The sequence below is a fragment of the Pseudomonas sp. NFX5 genome, assembly GCF_049132125.1.
In the GTDB taxonomy this organism is placed as follows: domain Bacteria; phylum Pseudomonadota; class Gammaproteobacteria; order Pseudomonadales; family Pseudomonadaceae; genus Aquipseudomonas; species Aquipseudomonas marginalis.
Genome location: NZ_JAFMZG010000032.1, coordinates 162,672 through 185,795 on the forward strand (window position 1 = coordinate 162,672; position 23,124 = coordinate 185,795).

Below are 23,124 nucleotides of genomic sequence, written 5' to 3' on the forward strand. Positions count from 1 at the left end.
GCAGGAACACGGACGATGAGCCACCCCTCACAATTCACCTTGCTGCGCACACGGCGCTTCCTGCCGTTTTTCATCACCCAGTTGCTGGGCGCTTTCAACGACAACATCTTCAAGCAATCGCTGATCCTGGCGATTCTCTACAAGCTCACCATCGACGGTGACCGCAGCATTTGGGTCAACCTGTGCGCCTTGCTGTTTATCCTGCCGTTCTTCCTGTTTTCGGCGCTGGCCGGGCAGTTTGGCGAGAAATTCAACAAGGATGCGTTGATCCGTGCGATCAAGATCGGCGAGATCGTGATCATGGCCGTCGGTGCCACAGGCTTCCTGTTCAACCATTTGGAATTGATGCTGCTGGCGTTGTTTGCCATGGGTACCCACTCGGCGCTGTTCGGTCCGGTGAAGTACTCGATCATGCCCCAGGCCCTGCACGAAGATGAGCTGGTAGGTGGCAACGGCCTGGTGGAGATGGGCACGTTCCTGGCCATCCTGGCCGGCACCATTGGCGCCGGGATCATGATGTCGTCCACCCATTACGCGCCGATCGTGGCGGTGGCGATTGTCGGCGTGGCGGTGCTGGGTTACCTGGCCAGCCGCAGCATTCCACGGGCGGCCGCATCCACGCCGCAACTGCGCCTGGACTGGAATATTTTCACCCAGTCCTGGGCCACGCTGCGCATGGGCCTGGGGCAGACGCCCGCGGTGTCGCGCTCGATTGTCGGTAACTCGTGGTTCTGGTTTGTCGGCGCGATCTACCTGACGCAGATCCCGGCCTACGCCAAGGAATGGTTGTACGGCGATGAAACCGTGGTCACCCTGATCCTCACGGTGTTCTCGGTGGGCATCGCCCTGGGCTCGATGCTCTGCGAAAAACTCTCCGGGCGTAAGGTGGAAATCGGCCTGGTGCCGTTTGGCTCGTTCGGCCTGACGGTGTTCGGCCTGCTGCTCTGGTGGCATTCCGGCGGTTTCCCGCAGAACGTCCAGGCCAACGATTGGCTCGCGGTGCTCAGCTACGGCCAGGCCTGGTGGGTGTTGTTCGATATCCTTGGCCTGGGTGTGTTCGGCGGCTTCTATATCGTGCCGCTGTACGCGCTGATCCAGTCGCGTACCGCCGAGAACGAGCGGGCGCGGGTGATCGCCGCCAACAACATTCTCAATGCGCTGTTCATGGTGGTCTCGGCGATCGTGTCGATCCTGCTGCTGAGCGTGGCCAAGCTGTCGATCCCGGAGTTGTTCCTGGTGGTGTCGCTGCTCAACATCGCGGTCAATGCCTACATCTTCAAGATCGTCCCCGAGTTCACCATGCGCTTCATGATCTGGCTGCTCAGCCACTCCATGTACCGCGTGGAGCATCGCAACCTCGACCTGATCCCGGACGAAGGCGCGGCGTTGCTGGTGTGCAATCACGTGTCGTTTGTCGATGCGTTGTTGATCGGTGGCGCGGTGCGTCGGCCGATTCGCTTTGTCATGTACTACAAGATCTACCGTTTGCCGGTGCTGAACTTTATCTTCCGCACCGCCGGGGCGATTCCGATTGCCGGGCGCAATGAAGACATCCAGATCTACGAAAAGGCCTTCACGCGCATTGCCCAGTACCTGAAGGACGGGGAGTTGGTGTGTATCTTCCCGGAAGGCAAATTGACGGCGGATGGCGAGATGAATGAGTTCCGTGGTGGGGTGACGCGCATCCTGGAAGAGACACCGGTGCCGGTGATTCCGATGGCGTTGCAGGGGCTGTGGGGGAGTTTCTTCAGCCGCGATCCGCACAAGGGCTTCTTTCATCGGATCTGGTCGCGGGTGGTATTGGTGGCGGGTGAGCCTGTTGCCGTGGAGGCGGCTACGCCTGCGCAGTTGCAGGCGGTGGTGGGTGTTTTGCGGGGGAGTGTCAGGTAGTTCTGTGCTGGATGTACCGGACTCATCGGGGGCTTGCCCCCGATGGCGGTAGCGGCCTAAGCGCTGATCTTAAGCCCAACAAGCCCGCAAATGATCAACGCCACACTGGCCAATCGAAACAACGCCATGGACTCCCCGAACAGGACAATCCCGGCAATCACGGTGCCCACCGCGCCCACACCGGTCCAGATGGCATAGGCGGTGCCCAGGGGCAGTTCCTTCATGGCCAGCCCCAGCAGGCCGAGGCTGATGGCCATGGCGGCAATCGTCAGGGCGGTGGGCAGTGGCTTGCTGAAACCGTCGGTGTACTTCAGGCCGACGGCCCAGCCGACTTCGAACAGACCGGCAAAAAACAGAATGATCCAGGACATGATGACCTCGCTTCCATAGGCGGGGTCGTCCCCGGATTGTGCGCCTCGACAGCGTCGCGAGGTCGTCCCCGCGAAGCCCGGTAGAGTGCCGAAAATTGATCATGCGATCAAGTTTGCGGCGTGTTCTCCAGTACGCGGCGGTCTTCCTTCTCGCTCATGCGGCGGAAATACGTCGACAGCAATGCCCCGGAAATATTGTGCCAGACACTGAACAACGCACTGGGCACTGCCGCCAACGGCGAAAAGTGCGCGCTGGCCAAGGCGGCGCCCAGCCCTGAGTTCTGCATGCCCACTTCCAGTGCCAACGACTTGCGTTGGGCCAATGGTAGTTTGAACACACGGCCGGTGAAGTAGCCCAGCAGGTAGCCGAAGCTGTTGTGCAGCATCACCACAGCCATGATCAGCAGGCCCGATTCGGCAATTTTCGCCTGGCTGGCAGCCACTACCGCGGCGACGATGATCACAATGCTGACCACCGACACCAGGGGCAGCACGTCCACTGCATGGCGGACCCGCTCGCCGAGCACGCGTTGCGCGACCACGCCGAGCACGATCGGCAGCAGCACCACTTGCAGGATCGACCAGAACAACTCCATGAACGACACCGGCAACCAGGCCGAGGCCAACAGCCAGATCAGCGCCGGGGTGAGCAGCGGGGCGAGGAGGGTGGTGACGGCAGCGATGGCCACCGACAGCGCCAGGTCGCCACGGGCCAGCCAGGTCATCACGTTGGACGAGGTGCCGCTTGGGCAGCAACCGACCAGGATCACGCCGACGGCAATTTCCGGCGGCAGGTGAAAGGCCTGGCACAGCAGCCACGCCACCCCCGGCATGATCACGAAATGCGCGACCACGCCCAGGGCCACGCGCCACGGGTGGCGAGCGACTTCGGCGAAGTCTTCAAGTTTGAGGGTCAGCCCCATGCCGAACATCACCAGGCCCAGCAGCGGGACGATGGCGCTTTTCAGGCCGATGAACCAGCTGGGCTCGAGGAACGCGACAACGGCGAAGATCAACACCCAGTAGGCGAAGGTATTGCCGACGAAGCGGCTCAAGGCGGCGAGTGCGCGCATGGGGGTGTCCTTGTTATTAGATTCTTGAAGTGCAAATGCGATCAAATGTGTGAGGGGGCAATTCCCCTCCCACAATTTGATCTTCAAACGGCTTAGATACCTTGCGGGGTTTCTTCGCCGCCGAGGGCTTCGATCAACGCCGGCAGGAAGTCGCCGAAGGTCAGCATCATCAGCGTGAAGCTGGCGTCCAGCTGACCCAGGGCCTCTTCGCCACCGTCCTGTTCCGCCTGGTCTTGCAGCAGGTCTTCGAACTTCAGGCGCTTGACGGTCATCTTGTCGTCAAGCATGAAGGACAGCTTGTCCTGCCAGGCCAGGGACAGTTGGGTCACGACTTTGCCGGTGGTCAGGTGCAGCTGGATTTCTTCGCCGGTCAGGTCCTGACGCTTGCAACGTACGATGCCGCCGTCTTCGTGGGTGTCGCGCAGTTCGCATTCGTCGAGGACGAAGAAGTCATCGGCCGGTTTCTGGGTGGTGACCCAGTCGGTCATGATGGCGGTGGGCGCGGTTTTCACGGTGAGTGGGCGCACCGGCAGGGTGCCGATCACTTCACGCAGGGTGGAGAGCAGGTCTTCGGCGCGTTTCGGGCTGGCCGAGTTCACCAGGATCAGGCCTTGCTTCGGCGCGATGGCGGCAAAGGTCGACGAGCGGCGAATAAAAGCGCGGGGCAGGAAGGCCTGGATGATTTCATCCTTGATCTGGTCGCGTTCCTTTTTATAGACCTTGCGCATTTGCTCGGCCTCGATCTCTTCGACTTTCTCTTTCAGTGCGTCACGCACCACGCTGCCCGGCAGGATGCGTTCTTCCTTGCGGGCGGCGATCAGCAGGAAGTCACCGCTGACGTGAACCAGGGGAGCGTCTTCACCTTTACCGAACGGTGCGACGAAACCGTAGGTGGTCAACTCCTGGCTGGCACAAGGGCGCGCCAGTTTGGTGGCCATGGCCGCTTCCAACGCCTCGGCATCAACAGGCAGATCTTGGGTCAGGCGATAGATAAGCAGGTTCTTGAACCACATGGGGTGAGTCTCTCCTTTATACAAAGGGGGGCATTATTCTCTTGATAGCGCCCCAGGCCAACCCTGCCTAAGCCATTGGAAGGCCTCAAAAAAAAGATTTAAGAAAGTGCTTGCCAGACATAAGGTCGCTCCGTAGAATGCGCGCCACACCGAGACGAAGGGTGATTAGCTCAGCTGGGAGAGCATCTGCCTTACAAGCAGAGGGTCGGCGGTTCGATCCCGTCATCACCCACCATTCGCTTCATGTGTTACGCGCAGCGGTAGTTCAGTCGGTTAGAATACCGGCCTGTCACGCCGGGGGTCGCGGGTTCGAGTCCCGTCCGCTGCGCCATATTTGCTTCCACTAAGGCCCACTGAACGCCTGGAAGCTACGGAAATAGCGGCCTTGAGCCGCTTTTTTCGTTTTCTGAATTCCACTGGAATCCATCTCCAGCCACGGTTTTTAAGTACACATTTAAGTACACCGCTGGCACAGCCTTTTACGATTCCTTGCGCATCAATTTTCGTATTGGTGCGTCTACCGCTGGGTTGTATTCCCCTCCTTGATCCAAAAGGAGGTGTCTGATGGCTCTGACAGATACAGCGATCAAGCAAGCCAAGCCCGCCAGCAAGCCTTATACGTTAACTGATGGGGATGGCTTATCTCTGCAAGTGCCTACGACGGGTTCGAAACGCTGGCATTTCCGTTTCTATTGGCATGACAAGCAATTGCGCATTTCCCTCGGCACCTATCCTGACGTTAGCCTCAAGGAGGCTCGCCAGCGGAGAGAGGCTGCACGTGCGCTGGTGGCCAACAATATCGATCCCCGCTCACATCGTCGCGCCGAGCGCCAAAAAGCCTCTCACGCCGCCAACAACACGTTTGAAGCGGTTGCTGGTCGCTGGCATGAGTTCCGAAGTAAAAAGCTGACGAAAAGTAAGAAGGGCAGTGCAGGGCAAGCCAGTAAATACCTGAAGAAGGACATGCTGCCGTATTTGGGCAATCTTCCGATCTCAGATATTTCTCGTGGTGACGTGCTGGAGCTCATTAGGCGAATTGAGCGCAGAGGGGCGCTGGTTTCTGCTCGAAAGGTACGCACCTGGCTCAACCAGATCTTTCGTTTTGCCATGGCGGAAGGGCTCGTTGATGTGAACCCAGCAGCAGATCTTGATATCGTTGCCGAGACGCCGCGGCCAGTTCGCCATAATCCCTTCCTCCAGGTAAATGAACTTCCAGGACTGCTCAGGACCGTTACCCACTATGGGTGTGCAGAAGCGACACGGCTTGGTATTCGGCTATTGCTGCTGACAGGGGTGCGTACAGGAGAGCTGCGGGCGGCGACCCCAGACCAATTCGATCTCGACAAGGGGATTTGGCTGGTACCGCCGGAGGGTGTGAAGCAACTCCGGAGTCGTGTTCGAACACAGGGGAATGAGATCCCACCTTATGTGATCCCACTGTCTATTCAAGCAATTGCAATTGTGCGGCGGCTGGTGCAGTTAAGGGCGCGCGGTGCGCGGTATCTGCTGGTTCACCGATACGAACCGCAGGAAATGATCAGTGAAAATACCCTTAACACCGCGATCAGCCGGATGGGTTACAAAGGAAGGCTCACCGGTCATGGCATCAGGGCCACCATCTCAACGGCGCTCAACGAGGTTGGCTTTGTAGAAGAGTGGATTGAGGCGCAGCTTTCACACGCTGATAACAACCAAATTCGGGCTGCATACAATCATGCAGAATACGTCGAGCCGAGACGTAGGATGATGCAATACTGGGCGGACTTATTAGATGCCCTAGAGGTCTGCGTTCCGCTCCCTGCGCCTGAAGCTTACATGCCGCAAATCGGGCGACCTTCAACGGATTTTCTGAGCGTGAAGCGGGTGGCTGCTGATTAGCAGTCCGAAGTCAGGCTATGCGATCAAGGTCGGACAGGATAGATTTGAGGAGACCAGGGAGTGACGCATTGCGGCATGACTCCTTCGATCACTGATCAGGGAAGAAGGGCTTTGAGAAAGCCAAAGTGAGGAACAACGGTGAGTGCTACTAATTGGATCAACTGGATCGACGAAATCGCAGCTGAATCAGGTAGGCGAGATATTTCTCCGTGGGGGTTTGCTTGACGCCTGAGACAATCACTCGACTACTAGCCTCAATGAACGCCGCCAGCCTCCTACTGATGTGCGGTGCTAGGCTTTCCATGGATCCTCCTTATTGTCTGCCGTCAGCTACAGAGGTGGCAAAGCGCTGCTTCTATAAATACAAATACCGTCTTGATTTGGGTGCAAATTGCGACCTCACAGATGCGAAGATCCCTCCTGCGCCGGTCGGCGTTCCACGTGTTGTTGCCACTGCATGAAGGGCGAGACTGTGTTAATCAAGTCTTCTGTGCTGGCCGAACGTAGAGCAAACGGCCCTTGGAGCGATCTAGCGCTTCACACCATCGGTTGGCGCGCATTTCAGGATCTATGCTCCCAGGTATGCGAGGTCGTGCTTGGCCGGCCCGTGGAAATCTTCCGCGAAGCTCAAGACGGCGGTCAGGATGCGGTCTTCCTCATTTCTGCAGAAAACGACGCCCTGCTGATCGGAACCGTGCAATGCAAGCATACGTCCGATGCCGCAAAGGCGTTGAAGCTCAGTGATCTCACCGCCGAGATTGCTCATGTCGAGGAACTGGTCAAAGCCGGTCAAGCAGAGACCTACGCCTTCATGACGAACATGAGCGTAGATGCGCCCGTCGCATCCGCAATGCGTGCCAAACTCCGCGCGCTTGGCGTGCGTAAGCCGCACATTCTCGGTCGTCAGTATATCGTCCGTGTTATCAGGAGCAGCGCGCGCCTCCGGGCCCTCGTTCCGCAGGTCTACGGCCTAGGCGACCTCACATCGATCGTAGATGAGCGGCTCAGCGAGCAGAGCCGGGCGTTGCTTGACAGCTGGATTCCAAAGCTTCGCACCTATGTACCTACACAGGCTCATCGCGATGCAGTCAACGCGATCGCTGAGCACGGCGTAGTGTTGCTACTCGGTAATCCCTCTAGCGGTAAATCGGCGATTGGCGCCATCGTGTCGACCATAGCGTCGGAGAATCCAGACAACACGGTACTTGCTTTGACCAGCCCGCGCGACTTTGAGGCGGGTTGGAATCCTAATGATCCGGGACGCTTCTTCTGGATCGACGATGCCTTCGGCTCCAATGTGCTACGCGACGACTATGTGCAGGATTGGACGTCTGCCTTCTCCAAGCTGCGGGCCGCGATCAAACATGGCAATCGATTTCTTCTAACTTCCCGAAAACATATCTATGAAGCGGCGCGGCGCCGGCTCGGGCAGCGCAACCTTGCCCAATTCGCAGACGGTAGCGCGGTGGTGGATGTTGGCGAGTTGACGTTCGAAGAGAAGACGCAGATTCTCTATAATCATGTGAATTTCGGTGAGCAGAGCCAGAGCTGGCGATCGAGCATCAAACCGCATCTAACCGCTGTCGCTGCGGTTCGCGATTTTCTCCCAGGGATCGCCGAACGTCTCGGGGACCCAAACTTCACCAAGGGCCTAGCGCCCCGCGAAAGCTCACTCGTACGCTTTATGGAGGAGCCGACAGAGCATCTGATTGATACCGTCAACGCCTTAGATGATCAACTGCAGGCCGCGCTCATCCTTGTGTATGTCCATCAGGCCGGATTCGATCCTAACGATCATGACGCTTCGGCCGCACAGGCGGTCGCCGAGCTGACTGGGTACACTCTCAGTAAGATTCAGGATTGTTTCGCTGAGCTGAAGGGCTCGTTCCTGAAGCTTTCCGGATCAAAATGGACCTTCGCCCATCCGACGATCTCCGACGCCCTAACGGAGATTCTGCGCCAGAAGCCCCATATGATGGCGGCGCTCATACGAGGCGCGACTATCGACACCATTCTCAGCAGTTTCACGTGCGAGGGCTCGCCGCTCATTCGAGATGCGCTTGTCATCCAGACAGCCCTCGACGACGCTCTGGTCGCACGACTTGGCCGCACGCCCGACGAATTGCACCGCAATTGGATGCTGTTCCACTTCCTCTCCTATCGTTCGAGCGAGGCCGTGTTCGTCAAAGCCGTCGAGCAATTTCCCAATCTACTTCGACGGTCCTGCTGGCAATCTGATCTAACTAGCAACGATCCCCGGATCGCCACCTATGCACGTGCTCATCACCTCAGCGTCTTGCCTAACGATCTGCGCTCTGAGGTAGCCGACAGGCTGGAATCTGCCGTGCTCAACGGTCTCGACGTCTCCTTCTTCGACGAGCCACAGATGCTAGCGATCATACCGCCGCTAAGGCTTATCGGTGTGGGCTTGGCGCTGCGGACAACTGTGCTGCCGTCGCTCGAAGAGAGGATCGATGAGATCGCCGCCGACGCTGACTTGGACGAAGAGCCTGACAGCCATTTTAAAAAGCTTCTCGGCGTGCTTGATCGCATTGAGACGATTGGTGTCGACGCGGACGCCACGGCTTTGATCGACGACGCGCGAGATCACGTGAAACGCTCAGTCGAGGCGCTTGAAGAGCGCAAGCGCCAGCATGATGAAAGCTCTGAAGACGAAGCGGATTGGACGCACATCGTGACGCAAAAGAAGGAGGAAGCTCCGCCTTCCACCCCCGTAGTGACAAAGCGCTCGGTGTTCGACGATGTCGATAAATAATAGTCGAGACATCAAGCAACCGCAGTCCGACGCGTCGGACACATCCTTCTCCTATAGCGCGGATGCAAGGCGTCCCCTGCGGGGCGCGGCCGCCGCTCAAGCCGGCTTCGACTATCAGCTAGACGTCTCGATCCTCGCAGCCCTGCAACTCCTCCTCATTTCCAAAGCGGCTACGCGCCTGGTGCTGGAACCGGCAAACGAGGAAGATCTGGAGGCGGATCTGGAGCCCAACGTGCCAGGACGCGTACAACCCAGTGCGGCTGTCTCTGGCGGATATAAGCTTGTTATCCAAGTCAAAATGGACAACGGCGAGCCCTGGTCGGTCGAAGATTTCGAGGATTTGCTCAAGCACGGTTCCGACAAAAAAGGTGGACGCCGAAAAGCACTGCATCATCTCGACGATCCGAACACCCGCTATCTGCTCGTGACCAATGCCGACACCAAGGGTGTCGCGCGTAACCTGCTGGTCGAAGGCTTCGAAGAGGTATCCGACAAGGTAAGCTTCCCTCCGAGCCTTCATGCCACACTGAAAGCTTCGCCCGAAGGTCGCGTCGCGATCTGGGGCAAGCTCACCGAAAAGCAGCTGGCATCCGATATCCGGGAACTGATGTCGGACCTGCTGCATGTCCCGAAGGTCGAGCAGCCAAATCTGATTGCAAAGCTGCGTCTCGAAGCCAAGCGGAGGACCCGAGGCAGCACGCCTGGTCTATGGACGAGCGACGATCTTCTCGCGACGGTAAGGACGCACGGCGGGTTCCTGGCCAGCTCTGCCAGCCTCGAGCATTTCGTGGCGCCTGCGAACTTCGATGAGATGCTCAGAATCCTAAACGACAAGAATGCAGTCGTGATTATGGGCCCTTCAGGTACGGGCAAGACGCAAGCGGCGCTCAAGCTATGCGATATCGCGCGACGGCGCGATGGTGCGTTGGAAGTCGTTACGATCGGCGCGGACGATTCGCCGACCAGCGCGCGTAAGGTCGTTAACAACGGATCGACACTCTTCTATGTCGATGACCCGTGGGGCCAATTTAGCCTTCGCGGGGGCAGCGAAGCATGGACCGAGCAGCTACCGCGCCTACTCGCCAAGGCCACGCCGGATCACCAGTTCGTTATCACGTCCCGCAGCGACATGATGCAGAGCGCCAAGGTCGGGGTGAGTCTCAACACCTGGTCAGTCGAGTTGGATGCCGGCCAGTATCGGGATGGTCAACTCCGCGACATTCATGACAATCGCATGGATCAGCTACCGGCCGCTCTGCAAACCACGGCTTACGCGTTTCGCAATCAAGTGCTAGACAAACTTGGTACGCCGCTCGAGATAGAGCTGTATTTCGCCCACATGCAAACCGGCCCCGATGCCGGGGAAGAAGACCATATCTTCTTTCGCCGGTTGCTCGAGTTGGCGCAGCGCGATGCGGTGGAAGGTGTCGTCGTCAGAGCTCTATCATCCATCGACACTTGCGGAACCTCAGCCATCGTTTGGGCGCTGCTGGCGGCGCGTGGCCAGTTCGACCGCGGCCAACTTCACGCTCTTCAACGCGCCCTACGTGGACTTGATCGAGCACTAGGCGATGGCCTGGATCGCCTCGTAGACCGTATGGTCGCGGCCCGCCATCTGCGGCAGCCGGCCCGCACGATCGCCTTCGCTCACCCGAGCGTCCGCCAAGGCTTTGAGGCCTTCGCAAGCAGCAACTGGGGGCAGAGCGAGTTTGCGATCGAGACCCTGATCGCCGCGCTCGTTCAGCTGCCGTCAACGCATCGCAACTGGGGCATGGAAACGGCAGCACGAGTTTATGAAGTTGCTCGCACGTTCGCTTGCCGACAGGACGTTGACCAAACCTTCGCAATTGACTCCGACAGCCAGGAAGCGATCGATGCCTGGCTGGACGAAAGCCTCATGGACCCCGGCTCCAAGTTCGCGCCATTGCTGGAGCTAGCGTCCGAGGTGGGTAGCGATGCCTCGATACCAAGTCGCGTGGCGCGATGGCTGTTGAAAGGTACACAGCGGGGGGCTTCCTTCTTCACCCGTAACTGGCAGCCGCCGATCTTTGACGATGCCTGGTACGACACTGTGTCCGCGAGCCCCATCGGGTCCAAAGTCGCCGCGCGATTTATTCGTGAGGAGCTTGGCTTCGACCGAGGGGACTACGGAGCGGACTTCGCTAAGCGGCTCGATCGCTTCGCCCACAACCTGACCACCGCCTATCTCGACGCCGCGCACGAGATGGTCGGCCACGGCTTCGAGCTTAACGCTAACGCTGTCGCGGCCGGCGCCGTGCGTGATCTAGCGGGATTCGAGAGGATAGTGCAGGCTGCGTTGGATGACTGTGCGAGCATCCACCGTCAATACGCTAAGAGTGGCCGAGAGGAATGGCGTGCAATTGAGGATGGCGAACGTGACCATGCCGCTGAAGAGGCCGCGCAGTCGAGCCATGAAGGCGACGGTTACACATCCGGTGTCTTCATCGATGCCTACATCCGCCAACTTCGCGTAGAGGGTCGCTGGCTGGTTCTTGCCAACCATCCGCGCGTAGCGGAATTGGTCCGTGCCTGGGCGCAGGCGCTCTCAGCCTCCCCCGGACCGGTGGGTGAAGGCGAGCTTCGAGCCATTCTTGTAGCGGGCAATGGTATGGATGAGGAGTCAAATGTTTGGACGGCAGCGCGAGAGCACTGGCGCGAAGCGCTGGAACCTACGCTTACGGCGCGGATTAGCTCAGTCCCCTCCGAGGTGGATCTGCTTGACGAGCTTGCGTCCACAGCTTTGAAAGTCGCACCAAGTTCCTTGGTCGCCGCATTCCAGGTGAATAGTGGACAGCCTGATCGACAAGTCACCCTGCTAACTGCCATGCAGCGCGCCTGCCGACAACTCGGAAAAGACAGCCCCGCGGCCACACTAAGTCTGATTACGGACGCGCTTCCAAGGGAACTAAAGGAAATCTACAAAGCGCTCCCGACTAGGAAGCGGAAAGCTCGTAAGGTCCAGGGTCAGACGCTCTTATTCCTGACGGCTTGTGCCTCGCAACTCGATGCGGATGCGCTCGACCTTGTCGTGCCGGTCATCATCGCAAGCGGTGGCGACGCCTCGCCAGCGATCATCCAGTGGCTGACCATTGCCAGCCGTACAGAGCATGCCGTCAGTGCGACCGAGGCGGCGATTGCGATTGGCGATACCGTCCTTGTTGAGGCTGCGCTTCGCCACCAGCGCGCCGATGCGCGCCGTACGGCGCTGTTACATCTGGCGCCGACATTCCCGGACCCCTTGCCGCCTGCAATCCTCGCAATGGCATCCGATCCTGGAAGCCGCGTTCGCCGCGCCTTAGTCGCCCTGCTTGCAGAACGGCCGCACCCGGATCACCTCAAAACGCTGTTGTTTCTGATACATGACACTTGGTCGAGCGCCGAACCGCACTACGACGAGCCCGAGAGCTTTGATATTGCCCAAGAGGCGGTCGTTGCCCTTGCAGTGAACGGTCCCTTATCCGATGCAATCGGCAATACTCTTCTCGATCTTGCCACCACAACGCTCGACCGCGCGCTTAGCCGAAATGCCCTGATCGTCGCAGCGAATTGCTGCAGTGCGAGAATCCAGCAGAAAATATTGAACCTCGTCAATATTCCGGAAGCCCGTTGGATACGTCTCGACGCCATCGAAGCCCTGGCCGACGCCGATTTCGTAGACCCTAGCATTGTCGCGCATCTGACATCCGCGTTTCTGCTGAGTACGCCGCCAATCCTTGCCGCGTCAGCGGCTCATCTCGTCGGGGCCCATGCTTCCGCGGAAAATGCCCTTAAACTCTTTGAGCGGGTCGCCAACTCGAACAAGCGACGCGCTCTGCTGCTGGTTGGCGCCAACGCTATGGCCAGGGGTGATCGTACGACTGCCGATCGAATCCTCGATCTGCTTGAACCGGATCATCCTGGACGTCAATTGTTGATGGCTTCCGAACCTCTTTCAGCCTCAATTCTCGACGATCTCGGCAAAGTCCAGTTGAGAGAAGCCGTACGAAAGCGGCTTGGAGATCGCATTGTCGTTCCTTGACCAGCGCAGTGAATCGGCAAGCACAAGCTTGCTAGCTGATCACCCACCTGAACGTGAAAGCTGCGTCTAACCGATACGTTGTCGGACTGTATTTCTTTGGAGCCTTACCGCGTGGGACGATGTCAACGGTTTGGGTTGGCCAACCTAGAAGGGGATGGCTTTCGGTCGCAGGCTCATCTAACTCACAATTGTCCGAACCACTAGCTATCGCAAATCCACGGTAACGAAATTCTAGGCCTCAAGCATGAGGTAAGGGTTTTCTGGGGGCGGTGATTCGAAGAGTAGCTTGTAATCTTCGAGTAAGTAGCCCTTGAGTTTGGCCTTTCTCCGTGGGCCTTCAACTTGGCATGTCCAGATGTTCAAACCGTCGTCTCGCTTCCTGTGGACCTTTAGTTTTTCGAACTGCTTCTGTACCCAATGCCATTCTTCAATTTCTTGATCGGCCCCATGTGAGATACCAGGAAACTCCTGGACATAACGTTGGAAGAGACCAGGCGTGACCAGAAATACGCCGCCACATACCGTGTGGATTTTGGCCTTGCTGTCATTGATGATCAGCTTGTGGCTTTGGATGCCTTCCCTGACCCAACTTAGGAAAGCCTGGCCTGGGTTGTTCGAATGTGAATATGAGATTTCGGGAGCGCTTTCTGACGTTACTTCACGAAATCCAGGTTCTCCCGAGTCGAACATATCCAGTAGCGTGCCGAGATAGTCGGCATCTTCGATCGCCATGGGATCTGGCAACGAAGAGCTTTGATCTGATCTTGTATTGACTGCCTTGGGGGAGAGTGGTGGTACGGGAGCGTTGGGCTGATTGTCATCGAGTGCAATGCTCACCGTTCCACTGAAAGCTTCGGGGCGGTCTTCGCTTCCCCAAATCAGCGCCGGTTGAAGGCGCAGAAAGGTAAAACTCTGCTGCCAGTTTCCCTGTGCAACGAGCGCAGTCCAGATGGCTTTGCCTTCGGGGGTAGACTCGACCAGTCCATGCGATTGCAGTTCGTCGAACACGGCGATGTTGGATGAAGGAATACCTTCAATCGACTGCGACAGCAGGTAGGCTCGCAGCTTGTCGGTGACGGTCTTGCTGACCAGCCATAGGGCGTCCTGGGTCAGCCATCCTGCGGCACCCGGCTGGTTGAGTTTCAGCTCGTGATGGACCAGGTGACGCAGTCCGCTGATCAAGTGATGTTGCAGCGAATGAATCGGTGCTTGTAGCGCCTTGCTTGGATTTCCGCCTATGTTTTGCGCGGTGGAGACGCGGTCGGCTTGAATCACCAACTCACCGAGCACGCCGGCACGCTCGTACTGACCGGCCAGGACATACAGCAAACTGGCCCACAGCGACGGAAATCCACTGAGCCAGTCCAGGATAGGTCGGTCGAGAATCTGGGTGTAGAGCAAGCCTGCGGCAGCGCCGTGCAGGTGATAGTCGCGACCCTTGATGTAGCGAAAGCGGTAGGGCTGATCCAAGGGGCCCTGCCAAGGATGCCAAAGACGACCATCCTGACGTTCGACCTGCAGGTCCACGGCGATCTTGCCGATGTCATGCAGCAGGGCACCATAGGCGATTCCGGCGGACCAGGCATCAGTCTGGGCGGCTTGGTCTTCGGGCGCGGCGCCGGTGGGCAGCAGATAGGATTGACGCAGTTTCAGACTGCACGCGACCAGTTCCAGTCCATGGTCGAGCATGCCGCCGAGATACGCATGGTGGTGCGTCTCGCTGGCCGGGAGTTGCTGGACCTGTTCGGCGTAGCGATGGATCGGATTTACATAGAGTTGGACGAACTGCGCATGGGAGAGGGCGGTGTACTGCCAGATGCGATCGAGTAACTGGCGGCGGTGCTCCGCTGCTAACAAGCTGTGGGCCGACTCGATGGGCAAGTAACCTTCGGCGATGCTCACGGTCGGTGACGGAGGGGGCTTCTGCCTTTTGTGGCGAAACAGACTGAGCATCGTGACCTCCGGGAAATGGTTGGGTCAGTGGCCTTTTAGCCTTTTCGGATAGGGCTCTTACCCTTGACTCCCCATTCCCTTCCAACCCTTACCCATCCTTTTGGCGCGTGTCCTTTTGTGCGGCAATCGAAATATGGATACTGCTAGACATCGTTTTGTAAGGGGGCTAGTACGAAAAAGACAAGAGTCGGTACACTGCGGTGCCTATTTTTTGGGTCTTGCCATGAACCTCACTGACGCCACGCTCGTGCTGCTGCTCGCGGCACGTATCCATGGGACCGACGAAGCCGTTAGGGCCTCGGCGAAGAGCGTGGTCAAGAAGTTGCCGCGCAGTAAACGCGATCTGATCTACAAGGTGATTGACAGTCGGAGTCCGCTCGAGCTGGTGGATTTTCTGGCGCAGAACTTGGATGCGGAATGACAGGCTGCGGGTGTTTGCCCATCCCTGATTCGTTGCCCAATGCGAGTTGAGCCCCGTCAGCGCAAGAGGAATAAGAACGTCGACAGCTAAGGTTATGCGATAACCCCGGCGGTCGATGCCGACTCAATAGCGCATTTCCACCGCCACATAAGCCCCGATCCCTTCCCCCGGATACAACGACGCCGTATCCTGCCCCTTCGCGTCATACAGCGGCTGTACCGCCGTCACGTACTTCTGATTGGTCAGGTTCTTCACATCCAGCGACACCTTCCAGTCCTTGCTCGGCGTTTCATACCCCACATTCGCCCCGAAGATTGTGTAGGAGGGCGCATAGAAGCTGTTCGCATAGTCCACCGCCGTACGCGAAGCCGATTGCACGTTCACCCCGGTATAGAAGCCCGCCGGGTGCTGATACTGCACCTCGCCCTGATAGATATGCTTCGGAATCCCCGGTAACTGGTTGTCGCCAAAGGTCGGGTCGTGCCGGTAGTAGAAGTCGTTGTAGGTGTACACCTGGCGCAGGGTGATTTTTTCACCCGAGGTGTTTTCCCACAGGCGTGTATTCAAGCCGGCCTCGATCCCTTGGTGGATCGTCGGTGTGGCGTTGAATGCACCGGTTACCGCCGCTGCGGTGGAGGTGGCCGGAATGATCTGCACGTTGAGCAATTCATTTTTCACCCATGAGCGGTAGAGCGCCAGGCTGCCGTCGAAGATGCCTGACGAACCCTTGATCCCGACTTCCACGGTATTGGCTTTCTGCTCCACCAGCGGCCGTACGTACGGCGAGGTCGGCCCGGAGCCGGAGTATTCCCACGATGCCGGTGGGTCGACGGAGCGGCTGACGTTGGCGAACACTTGCAGTTGCGGGGTGAACTCGTAACGCACGCCGATTCGCGGTGCCAGGCTCCAGTTGTCGTAGGTCACATCGCTCGGGTACGTGGTGGTGTTGGCCACCAGGGCTTCCTTGACGCCGGCATGGCGCCGTACGTTGATCGCCGAGACGCCACTGGTCAGCCACAGGCCGTCCACCAGTTCCAGGTCGTTGCCCACGGAGAACACGTGATCGAAAGACGAGCTGTAGTCGACGAACTTGCGGGTCTGTTTGTTGGCGAAGGTGGAGTCGACCTGGCCCTTGAGGTGTTCGGTGGAGGTGAAGGCCAGGCTGGAGCGGCTTTCGTGGCCGTACAGGGTGTCGCGGCGGTCGTAGTTGATCACCGCGCTCAGGTCATGCCAGTCCCAGTAGCTGGGGTTGCTCGGGCTGTTCGGGCTGTTGTTGTGGGCGTACTGGTAGTAGACGAAGCCCACCGACAGGGTGGCGTCGTCCTCAAAGGTGTAGGTGGTCTTGCTGCCCAACCATACGCTGCCGGGGCGACGGCTGCCGGCGCCGCTGCTTTCGGCGGTGGCACTGGCGCGGTCGGAGTGGTGCTTCACCGCATCCAGGGTGGTGGCGCTCGGGTCGTTGTGGAACTCGTCGCGGTAACGCAGCATCACCCGGGTTTCGAGTTGCGGGCTGAAGCGGTAGCCAAAGTTCGCCACCACGCCCTGGCTTTTCGACAGGCTGTAATCGCGGTAGCCATCGCTGCGGTAGTTGTCGGCATTCAGGTAGTAATCGAACGCGCCCTCGACGCCGCCGACACTCAGGCTTTGCTTGTTATAGCCGTAGCTCCCGGTTTCCGCGCGCACCCGTAGCCCGGGTGCGGTGTAGCCGGTCTGGTTGACGAAATTGATGGCGCCGCCAAGGCTCAGTGCGCCGTACTGGAAGGCGTTGGCACCGCGCAGGATTTCGGTGTAGTTCACCCCCGAGCCGTTGAGGAATTCGTAGGGTGTGCCGCCCGGGCCGGTGATCGGCAGGCCGTCGAACAGGAACTTGATGCCCTCACGGAAATACCCCGGCGAGGTGTTGGCCCCCGAGCCCCGAATCGAGATCTTGGCCGCGTCGTTACCACCGGTGGACTGCACGAACACACCCGGCTGGTAGGCGAGGGTGTCCTGCAAGGTGGCGGTGCGCCCCTTGGCCACCTGTTCGCTGTCCACCACGCTGGTGCCGCCGGGCACCTCGGACAACTGACTCTTTGCCGCCTCCACGGGCGTGATTTTTTGTGCCTCCACCGTCACGGTCTTTAGCCGTGTACCGGTTGTCGGTGTGACCTCATCCTCTGCCTGTGCGCTGGCGGAAAACACCAGGGCCGAGCCCAGTCCCAGCATCGCCAGCCAAGTGGCTTGCCGCACGGCAAGTGTCAACTTCTGCAACTCTCCCCGAAAGATCGGATCCATTAAGCGTGTTCCTTGTGAATAGATAAAGATAGCCCCAGCTTTCTATTCGAATAGTCATGCCTGTTTCGCTCTGAGCAGTTTCTATGCCAACGCTATTTGCCAAGGATTACGGGCGCTTAGTGGGAGGTAAGTGTTCTGCGGGATACTTTGTTTTGAATCAGTGTTTAATTTTCAACAGTCAACTTTATTGCCGGATTTACTTCAACTGTCGCAAACGCAACAGTTGATAAGCAGTGTGTAATGCTACCAACAACTCAAGGTCGTATAACGGGTATAACCATATAAGTGTTTGGCAGGATTACGCCCGTTTTTTAAGGGGTTCGCGCTTGTTTTATGGATGGGGTGGCGTTTCTGAAAGACTGGCATGCTCACTGCATTACACCCTGTAGTTGCAAACTTTCAGTGTTTATAGAGTTCCTCTAAGGACGCGTCATTGACAACCATCCTGAAACTGTCGGCAGTTATATCGCTGTCCCTGGCGATCAATGCCTGTTCACCGGCTGCGGCACCACAACATGAAACTTCGGCGGCCGATGGGGTCGTCACTAATGGTGTGGTGACTTATTCGGCGGCGGACTTTTATGAGCCGTCACCGGGTCGCAGCGGTGGAACTTTGCGAGTGTCCGCCGCCTCCGACGCCGGCAGTTTCGATGTTCACGCCTTATCCAACGGCAACATCCAATGGATGGGCCGAATTCTCTACGATTGCCTGGTGTATCAGGACGAGCAGGGCAATATCAGCCCATGGCTGGCCCGCTCCTGGGACATCTCCGAGGACGGCAAGACCTACACCTTTCACCTGCGCGATGACGTGACCTTCAGCGACGGCGAGAAATTCAACGCCCAGGCGCTGCAAACCAACCTGGAGCACATGCGCGATCCGGCGACCAAGTCCCCGCTGGCTGCGGCCTATATCGCGCCGTACCTGGGCGGCAAGGTCATCGATGACTACACCTTCGAAGCCCACTTGCGCGAACCCTACACACCCTTCCTCGACGTGCTGGCGCAGTCCTGGCTGAGCATGATCTCCCCCAAGCAGATTCGCGAAGCGCCCAAGACCATCGCTGAACATCCCATCGGCAGCGGCCCGTTCCTGTTGCAGAGCTACACCCGTGACCAGGGTGCGGTGTTCATCAAGCGGCCCGGCTACAACTGGGCGCCACCGGTGACGCGGCACAAGGGTGAGGCCTACCTGGACCGTATCGAGTTGAGCTACGTCCCCGAAGCCATGATCCGCTTCACGGCGCTGGAGTCCGGCCAGTCGGATTTCGCCCTCGACGCGCCGGCCCAGAACGCCGCCGCCATTCGTGCCAACCCGAACCTGGTGATGCGCAGCCGGATCCGCAAAGGCAACCCGAGCCGCAGCATGACCTTCAACGTTGAACAGCCACCGTTTGACGACGTACGCGTGCGCCGCGCAGTCGCCAAGGCCATCGACCGCGAAGGGCTGGCATGGATTTCAGGCTTCGGCGAATACATCGCCAAGGCGGATTTCCTGGCGGCTAACACCCGGTTTTATCAACCCAACAACGACGCCCTGGCCTACGACGTCAAAGCCGCCAATGCGCTGCTGGACGACGCTGGCTGGACCGGGCGCGATGCCCAGGGCTATCGAACCAAGGACGGTCAGCGCCTGAAGGCAACGATGCTGTCCTATGACAACCCGGCGTTTCCCGCCAGCGTTTCGGTGGCCATCCAGGCCGACCTGAAAAAAGTCGGGTTTGAGATGCTCATCGAAATGCTGCCGCTGACCCGGGTGACCGAGAAACGCTACGCCGGGAAATTCCAGGCGCTGGCCGGCGGTTACTGGCACACCAACACACCCGACGGCCTGTTCGTGCTCTATCACAGCCAGGCCATCAGCACCAACAAGATCATCGGCCAGAACGTCGGGCGCTTTCGTGATGCCGAGCTGGATCGGGTACTCAGCGCCGCTCGCCAATCCCGCGACCCGGTTGAATTGCAGGCGCTCTACGGCGAAGCGCAAAAGCGCCTGACCGAAACCGTCCCGGCGGTGCCTTCGGTGGAAAGCCAGGTGCTCACCGCGTATGGCCGGCAAGTCCAGGGCGTGATTTTTGATACCTCCCACAACGTACCGTTTTTCACCAGCATCTGGCTGGGCCGGGGGCAACCATGAGCCTGTTCAAATCCATCGCCTGGCGCCTGCTGGCGGGCATCGGTGTGCTGTGGGGCGCGGCGACGCTGACCTTTCTCGCGGTCAATTTCAGCGGCGGAGATACGGCGCTGGCGATCCTCGGCGGCCCGGATTCGATGCCCACGCCGGAGCTGTTGGCCCGGGTGCGTGCCGAATACGGCCTGGACCAGCCCCTGATCGTGCAATACGGCCATTACCTGGTACGCCTGGCCCATGGTGACCTCGGCGAGTCCTACCGCTTGCGTATCCCGGTGCAGCAGGCGATTGCCGAGCAGATTGGCGCCACCATTCAACTGTCCCTGAGCGCCGCGCTGCTGGCGGTGGTGTTGGCCCTGGTGTGCGCAATCCTCACCGCCAACCGCTCGCGCTGGGTGCGCTCAGTCGCCTCCGGCAGCGAACTGGTGCTGTCGTCGGCGCCTTCGTTTGTGATCGGCATGCTGCTGTTGCTGGTGTTTTCGTTTCATTGGCACTGGTTGCCGCCGTCCGGTTCCGTGGGCTGGCGTTCGTTGATCCTGCCCTCGGTCGCGCTGGCCTTGCCGGTAGCCGCGGTGCTGACCCAACTGCTGCGTCAGTCCCTGGAAGACACCCTCGAACAACCCTTTATCGCCATGGCCCGCGCACGCGGCCTGTCCGAAACCGCTGTGCGCCTGCGCCATGCGTTGCGCCACGCGCTGGTGCCGTTGGTGACCCTGGCCGGGTTCGTGTTCGCCAGCCTGCTGGGGGGCGCGGTGGTGGTGGAATTGCTGTTCGCACGCCAGGGCATCGGGCGCTTGATGCTCGATGCCACCAGCAACAAAGACGTGCCGATGGTGCTGGGGGTGACCCTGCTCGCGGCCACGGTGTACGTGCTGGTGAACCTGGCCGTCGATTTGATCAACCGCTGGATTGACCCCCGGGCCAATCAAGCGTGAGTGTCTTTGAAGAAGGAAAAACCATGAGTGCTTCGATCCCCGCTGCGGTGAGTTATGCCGACTTGCACCAGCGTTTCGCCGACGTATTTGCACGGATAGCCGACACCGCCGTCGCCCGCGAGCAGCAACGCGAGCTGGCCCATGATGCGGTGGCGTGGCTGCGGGAGGCCGGCTTTGGCGCCCTGCGTGTGCCGCAGGCATTGGGCGGCCTGGGTGCGAGTTTGCCGCAGTTGTTTCGCCTGTTGATTGAACTGGGGGAGGCGGATTCAAACCTGCCGCAGATCGTGCGCGCGCATTTCGGGTTTGTTGAGGGCCGGATTTCCAGCCGTGACGGCGAGTCCCAAAATTACTGGTTCGCCAAAGTCGTCGACGGCGAGCTGTGGGGCGCGGCCATGGCCGAACGCACCGACACCACCCGCAACTCGGTGACCCTCAGCGCCGTCGATTCCGGCTGGCAGCTGGACGGCGAGAAGTACTACTGCACCGGCACGCTGTACGCCAACTGGATCGCCGCCGTTGCCCTGGATGGCGAGGATTTTGTCAGCCTCGCGGTGCGTACCGACGCGCCGGGTGTCACCGTCGAGGATGACTGGGACGGCTTCGGCCAGCGCCTCACCGGCAGCGGTACCACGCGCTTCAAGGCGGTCGACGTACCGGCGCAGCACATCGTACGGCGCTTCAAGAAAGACGAACTGCGCGCCGAGTCCTACCTGAGCGCGTTCTACCAGCTGTTCCACCTGGCGACCCTGGCCGGCATCGCCAACGCCGTGCTGCGCGACGCCACCGAATTCGTCAAAGGCCGCACCCGCGCGTTTGGCGTGCCGGGGCAATCGAGCCCCAAGGACGATCCGCTGGTGCAGCGGGTGATCGGTCGCCTGTCGAGCCTGGCCTATGCCGCCCGTACCCAGGTGCTGGCCGTTGCCGAGGTCCTTCAGGAGGTGCACGAAGCAGAGCAGGGCGGCTACGCCAACGAAGAGCATTACACCGAGGCGGAGATCCGCGCTTTTCAGGCGCAACAGATCGTGCTGGAACAAGTACTGGAAGCCACCACGCTGCTGTTCGAAGTCGGCGGCGCCTCCGCCACCAGCGAGTCGCGACGTTTCGACCGGCATTGGCGCAACGCGCGCACCCTGGCCTCCCATAACCCGGCGATCTTTCGCGAACGGGCCCTGGGCAACTACTACCTCAACGACGTCACCCCCAACGCCGCCTGGCGCAGCCTGCAAGCCGCCGACGCCGAGCAGCAGGCCGCCCGCGACGAAGCGAGTGCGGTATGAGCCTTCAACCCTTGAATAAAAAAGGATCACCCATGCGTTACCGCCAATTGGGCAACAGCGATATCCAAGTCAGCGTGCTGGGCCTGGGCACCATGACCTGGGGCCACCAGAACACCGAAGCCGATGCCCATCAGCAGATTGATTTGGCGCTGGCCGAAGGCATCAACTTCATCGACACCGCCGAGATGTACCCCACGCCCACCAAGGCCGAAACCTGGCGCACCACCGAGCGCTACATCGGTAGTTGGCTGGCGGCCAGTGGTCGCCGGGACGAGGTGATCCTGGCGAGCAAAATCGCCGGCCCGGCCCGTGACCCCTGCAGCCAGCAACACATCCGCGACGGCCTCAGCCACCACGACCGGCGCAACATCGTCGAAGCCCTGGACGGCAGCCTCAAACGCCTGAACACCGACTACCTCGACCTCTACCAGCTGCACTGGCCGGACCGCACCACCAACATCTTCGGCCAGCGCGAATACCCGTATCGGGAAGACACCCAGAGCGTCGCCATCGAGGAAACCCTGGCGGTGCTGGCCGATCAGGTGAAGGCCGGCAAGGTGCGTCACATCGGCGTTTCCAACGAAACCCCGTGGGGCGTCGCCGAGTTTCTCAAGCAAAGCGAACGCCTCGGCCTGCCGCGAATTGCCAGTGTGCAAAACCCCTACAGCCTGCTGAATCGCCTGTACGAGGGCGGCCTCTCGGAGTTCACCCACCGCGAAGGCGTCGGCCTGCTGGCGTACTCGCCGCTGGCCTTCGGTGCGCTCACCGGCAAATACCTGGGCGGCGCACGTCCCGAGGGCTCGCGACTGTCGGCGGTGTACCGCACCTTCAACCGCTACGACAGCGCCTCGGCCCAGGAAGCCATCACCGGCTACGTGGAAATTGCCCGGCAGCATGGCCTGACGCCGGCCCAGTTGGCCCTGGCCTTCATCATCGACAAACCCTTCGTCACCAGCGCGCTCACCGGGCAAACCAGCCTGGCGCAATTGCGCGACAACCTCGGCGCGCTGGACGTGAGCCTCAGCGACGAGATCAAGGCGCAGATCCAGGCCATCCACCAGCGCATTCCCAACCCTGCGCCCTAGAACGAGGA

Annotated in this window: 14 protein-coding genes and 2 tRNA genes; 11 read left to right on the plus strand and 5 right to left on the minus strand. The window is 59.6% G+C overall.

Annotation, left to right across the window (positions count from 1 at the left end; translation table 11 throughout):
- Nucleotides 1-15 precede the first annotated feature (15 nt).
- Nucleotides 16-1,890 (plus strand): MFS transporter, encoded by a 1,875-nt coding sequence (locus J1N02_RS23340; protein ID WP_092358557.1) that lies wholly within the window; start codon nucleotides 16-18, stop codon nucleotides 1,888-1,890.
- A 56-nt stretch (nucleotides 1,891-1,946) separates the two neighbouring features.
- Here the strand turns inward: J1N02_RS23340 and sugE are convergent, their stop codons facing one another.
- The 3 genes from sugE to rdgC all read right to left on the minus strand — a co-directional run bounded on the left by sugE (nucleotide 1,947) and on the right by rdgC (nucleotide 4,347).
- Entirely contained in the window at nucleotides 1,947-2,261 is a 315-nt protein-coding gene (gene sugE / locus J1N02_RS23345; protein ID WP_027607103.1) for a quaternary ammonium compound efflux SMR transporter SugE, read from the minus strand.
- A 107-nt stretch (nucleotides 2,262-2,368) separates the two neighbouring features.
- A complete protein-coding gene (locus J1N02_RS23350; RefSeq protein ID WP_027607104.1) occupies nucleotides 2,369-3,334 on the minus strand; it encodes a bile acid:sodium symporter family protein in 966 nt (321 codons plus the stop codon).
- Between the two features lie 92 nt (nucleotides 3,335-3,426).
- Complete coding sequence (rdgC, locus tag J1N02_RS23355; RefSeq protein WP_027607105.1) at nucleotides 3,427-4,347, minus strand: recombination-associated protein RdgC; 921 nt, start codon at nucleotides 4,345-4,347, stop codon at nucleotides 3,427-3,429.
- A 159-nt stretch (nucleotides 4,348-4,506) separates the two neighbouring features.
- Between rdgC and J1N02_RS23360 the strand changes: the two genes are divergently transcribed.
- The 5 genes from J1N02_RS23360 (at nucleotide 4,507) to J1N02_RS23380 (ending at nucleotide 13,040) form a co-directional block, all read left to right on the plus strand.
- Nucleotides 4,507-4,582 (plus strand) — tRNA-Val (locus J1N02_RS23360).
- A gap of 19 nt (nucleotides 4,583-4,601) precedes the next feature.
- Nucleotides 4,602-4,678: transfer RNA gene (locus J1N02_RS23365), tRNA-Asp, on the plus strand.
- Between the two features lie 233 nt (nucleotides 4,679-4,911).
- Nucleotides 4,912-6,225: a tyrosine-type recombinase/integrase gene (locus J1N02_RS23370; RefSeq protein WP_421147786.1), complete on the plus strand. Its 1,314-nt coding sequence runs from the start codon at nucleotides 4,912-4,914 to the stop codon at nucleotides 6,223-6,225.
- A gap of 607 nt (nucleotides 6,226-6,832) precedes the next feature.
- A complete protein-coding gene (locus J1N02_RS23375; protein ID WP_421147787.1) occupies nucleotides 6,833-9,001 on the plus strand; it encodes a hypothetical protein in 2,169 nt (722 codons plus the stop codon).
- Nucleotides 8,988-13,040, plus strand: a complete 4,053-nt coding sequence (locus J1N02_RS23380; RefSeq protein WP_421147788.1) for a HEAT repeat domain-containing protein — start codon at nucleotides 8,988-8,990, stop codon at nucleotides 13,038-13,040. The genes J1N02_RS23375 and J1N02_RS23380 overlap by 14 nt, the downstream gene beginning before the upstream one ends.
- Before the next feature lie 231 nt (nucleotides 13,041-13,271).
- On the opposite strand, the gene mobH is transcribed toward J1N02_RS23380, so the two are convergent.
- A complete protein-coding gene (gene mobH, locus J1N02_RS23385) occupies nucleotides 13,272-14,993 on the minus strand; it encodes a MobH family relaxase (protein ID WP_421147789.1) in 1,722 nt (573 codons plus the stop codon).
- Between the two features lie 223 nt (nucleotides 14,994-15,216).
- Between mobH and J1N02_RS23390 the strand changes: the two genes are divergently transcribed.
- Nucleotides 15,217-15,414: a hypothetical protein gene (locus tag J1N02_RS23390; RefSeq protein ID WP_007901093.1), complete on the plus strand. Its 198-nt coding sequence runs from the start codon at nucleotides 15,217-15,219 to the stop codon at nucleotides 15,412-15,414.
- Between the two features lie 123 nt (nucleotides 15,415-15,537).
- Here the strand turns inward: J1N02_RS23390 and J1N02_RS23395 are convergent, their stop codons facing one another.
- Nucleotides 15,538-17,688 carry a TonB-dependent receptor family protein gene (locus J1N02_RS23395; protein ID WP_421147790.1) on the minus strand — a complete coding sequence of 717 codons (2,151 nt, stop codon included), beginning with the start codon at nucleotides 17,686-17,688 and terminating at the stop codon, nucleotides 15,538-15,540.
- A 619-nt stretch (nucleotides 17,689-18,307) separates the two neighbouring features.
- Between J1N02_RS23395 and J1N02_RS23400 the strand changes: the two genes are divergently transcribed.
- From J1N02_RS23400 to J1N02_RS23415, 4 genes are read left to right on the plus strand one after another with little or no spacing between them, the layout of a single operon-like run.
- The gene (locus J1N02_RS23400; RefSeq protein WP_421147791.1) at nucleotides 18,308-19,825 is read left to right on the plus strand and encodes an ABC transporter substrate-binding protein; all 1,518 of its coding nucleotides are present in this window, start codon (nucleotides 18,308-18,310) and stop codon (nucleotides 19,823-19,825) included.
- The gene (locus J1N02_RS23405) at nucleotides 19,822-20,754 is read left to right on the plus strand and encodes an ABC transporter permease (protein ID WP_421147792.1); all 933 of its coding nucleotides are present in this window, start codon (nucleotides 19,822-19,824) and stop codon (nucleotides 20,752-20,754) included. Before J1N02_RS23400 ends, J1N02_RS23405 begins: the two co-directional genes overlap by 4 nt.
- A 23-nt stretch (nucleotides 20,755-20,777) precedes the next feature.
- On the plus strand, nucleotides 20,778-22,031 hold the full coding sequence (locus J1N02_RS23410) for an acyl-CoA dehydrogenase family protein (RefSeq protein WP_421147793.1): 1,254 nt from the start codon (nucleotides 20,778-20,780) through the stop codon (nucleotides 22,029-22,031).
- A 32-nt stretch (nucleotides 22,032-22,063) separates the two neighbouring features.
- Nucleotides 22,064-23,116 (plus strand): NADP(H)-dependent aldo-keto reductase, encoded by a 1,053-nt coding sequence (locus tag J1N02_RS23415; protein WP_421147794.1) that lies wholly within the window; start codon nucleotides 22,064-22,066, stop codon nucleotides 23,114-23,116.
- The last annotated feature ends 8 nt before the right edge of the window (nucleotides 23,117-23,124 follow it).

What these genes read in the sequence shown, in the direction of transcription:
- mobH (WP_421147789.1), bottom strand. Translation starts at nt 14,993, where the DNA reads ATGCTCAGTCTGTTTCGCCACAAAAGGCAGAAGCCCCCTCCGTCACCG.
- J1N02_RS23415 (WP_421147794.1), top strand. Translation starts at nt 22,064, where the DNA reads ATGCGTTACCGCCAATTGGGCAACAGCGATATCCAAGTCAGCGTGCTG.
- J1N02_RS23395 (WP_421147790.1), bottom strand. Translation starts at nt 17,688, where the DNA reads ATGGATCCGATCTTTCGGGGAGAGTTGCAGAAGTTGACACTTGCCGTG.
- J1N02_RS23350 (WP_027607104.1), bottom strand. Translation starts at nt 3,334, where the DNA reads ATGCGCGCACTCGCCGCCTTGAGCCGCTTCGTCGGCAATACCTTCGCC.
- J1N02_RS23410 (WP_421147793.1), top strand. Translation starts at nt 20,778, where the DNA reads ATGAGTGCTTCGATCCCCGCTGCGGTGAGTTATGCCGACTTGCACCAG.
- rdgC (WP_027607105.1), bottom strand. Translation starts at nt 4,347, where the DNA reads ATGTGGTTCAAGAACCTGCTTATCTATCGCCTGACCCAAGATCTGCCT.
- J1N02_RS23340 (WP_092358557.1), top strand. Translation starts at nt 16, where the DNA reads ATGAGCCACCCCTCACAATTCACCTTGCTGCGCACACGGCGCTTCCTG.
- J1N02_RS23380 (WP_421147788.1), top strand. Translation starts at nt 8,988, where the DNA reads ATGTCGATAAATAATAGTCGAGACATCAAGCAACCGCAGTCCGACGCG.
- sugE (WP_027607103.1), bottom strand. Translation starts at nt 2,261, where the DNA reads ATGTCCTGGATCATTCTGTTTTTTGCCGGTCTGTTCGAAGTCGGCTGG.
- J1N02_RS23370 (WP_421147786.1), top strand. Translation starts at nt 4,912, where the DNA reads ATGGCTCTGACAGATACAGCGATCAAGCAAGCCAAGCCCGCCAGCAAG.
- J1N02_RS23390 (WP_007901093.1), top strand. Translation starts at nt 15,217, where the DNA reads ATGAACCTCACTGACGCCACGCTCGTGCTGCTGCTCGCGGCACGTATC.
- J1N02_RS23405 (WP_421147792.1), top strand. Translation starts at nt 19,822, where the DNA reads ATGAGCCTGTTCAAATCCATCGCCTGGCGCCTGCTGGCGGGCATCGGT.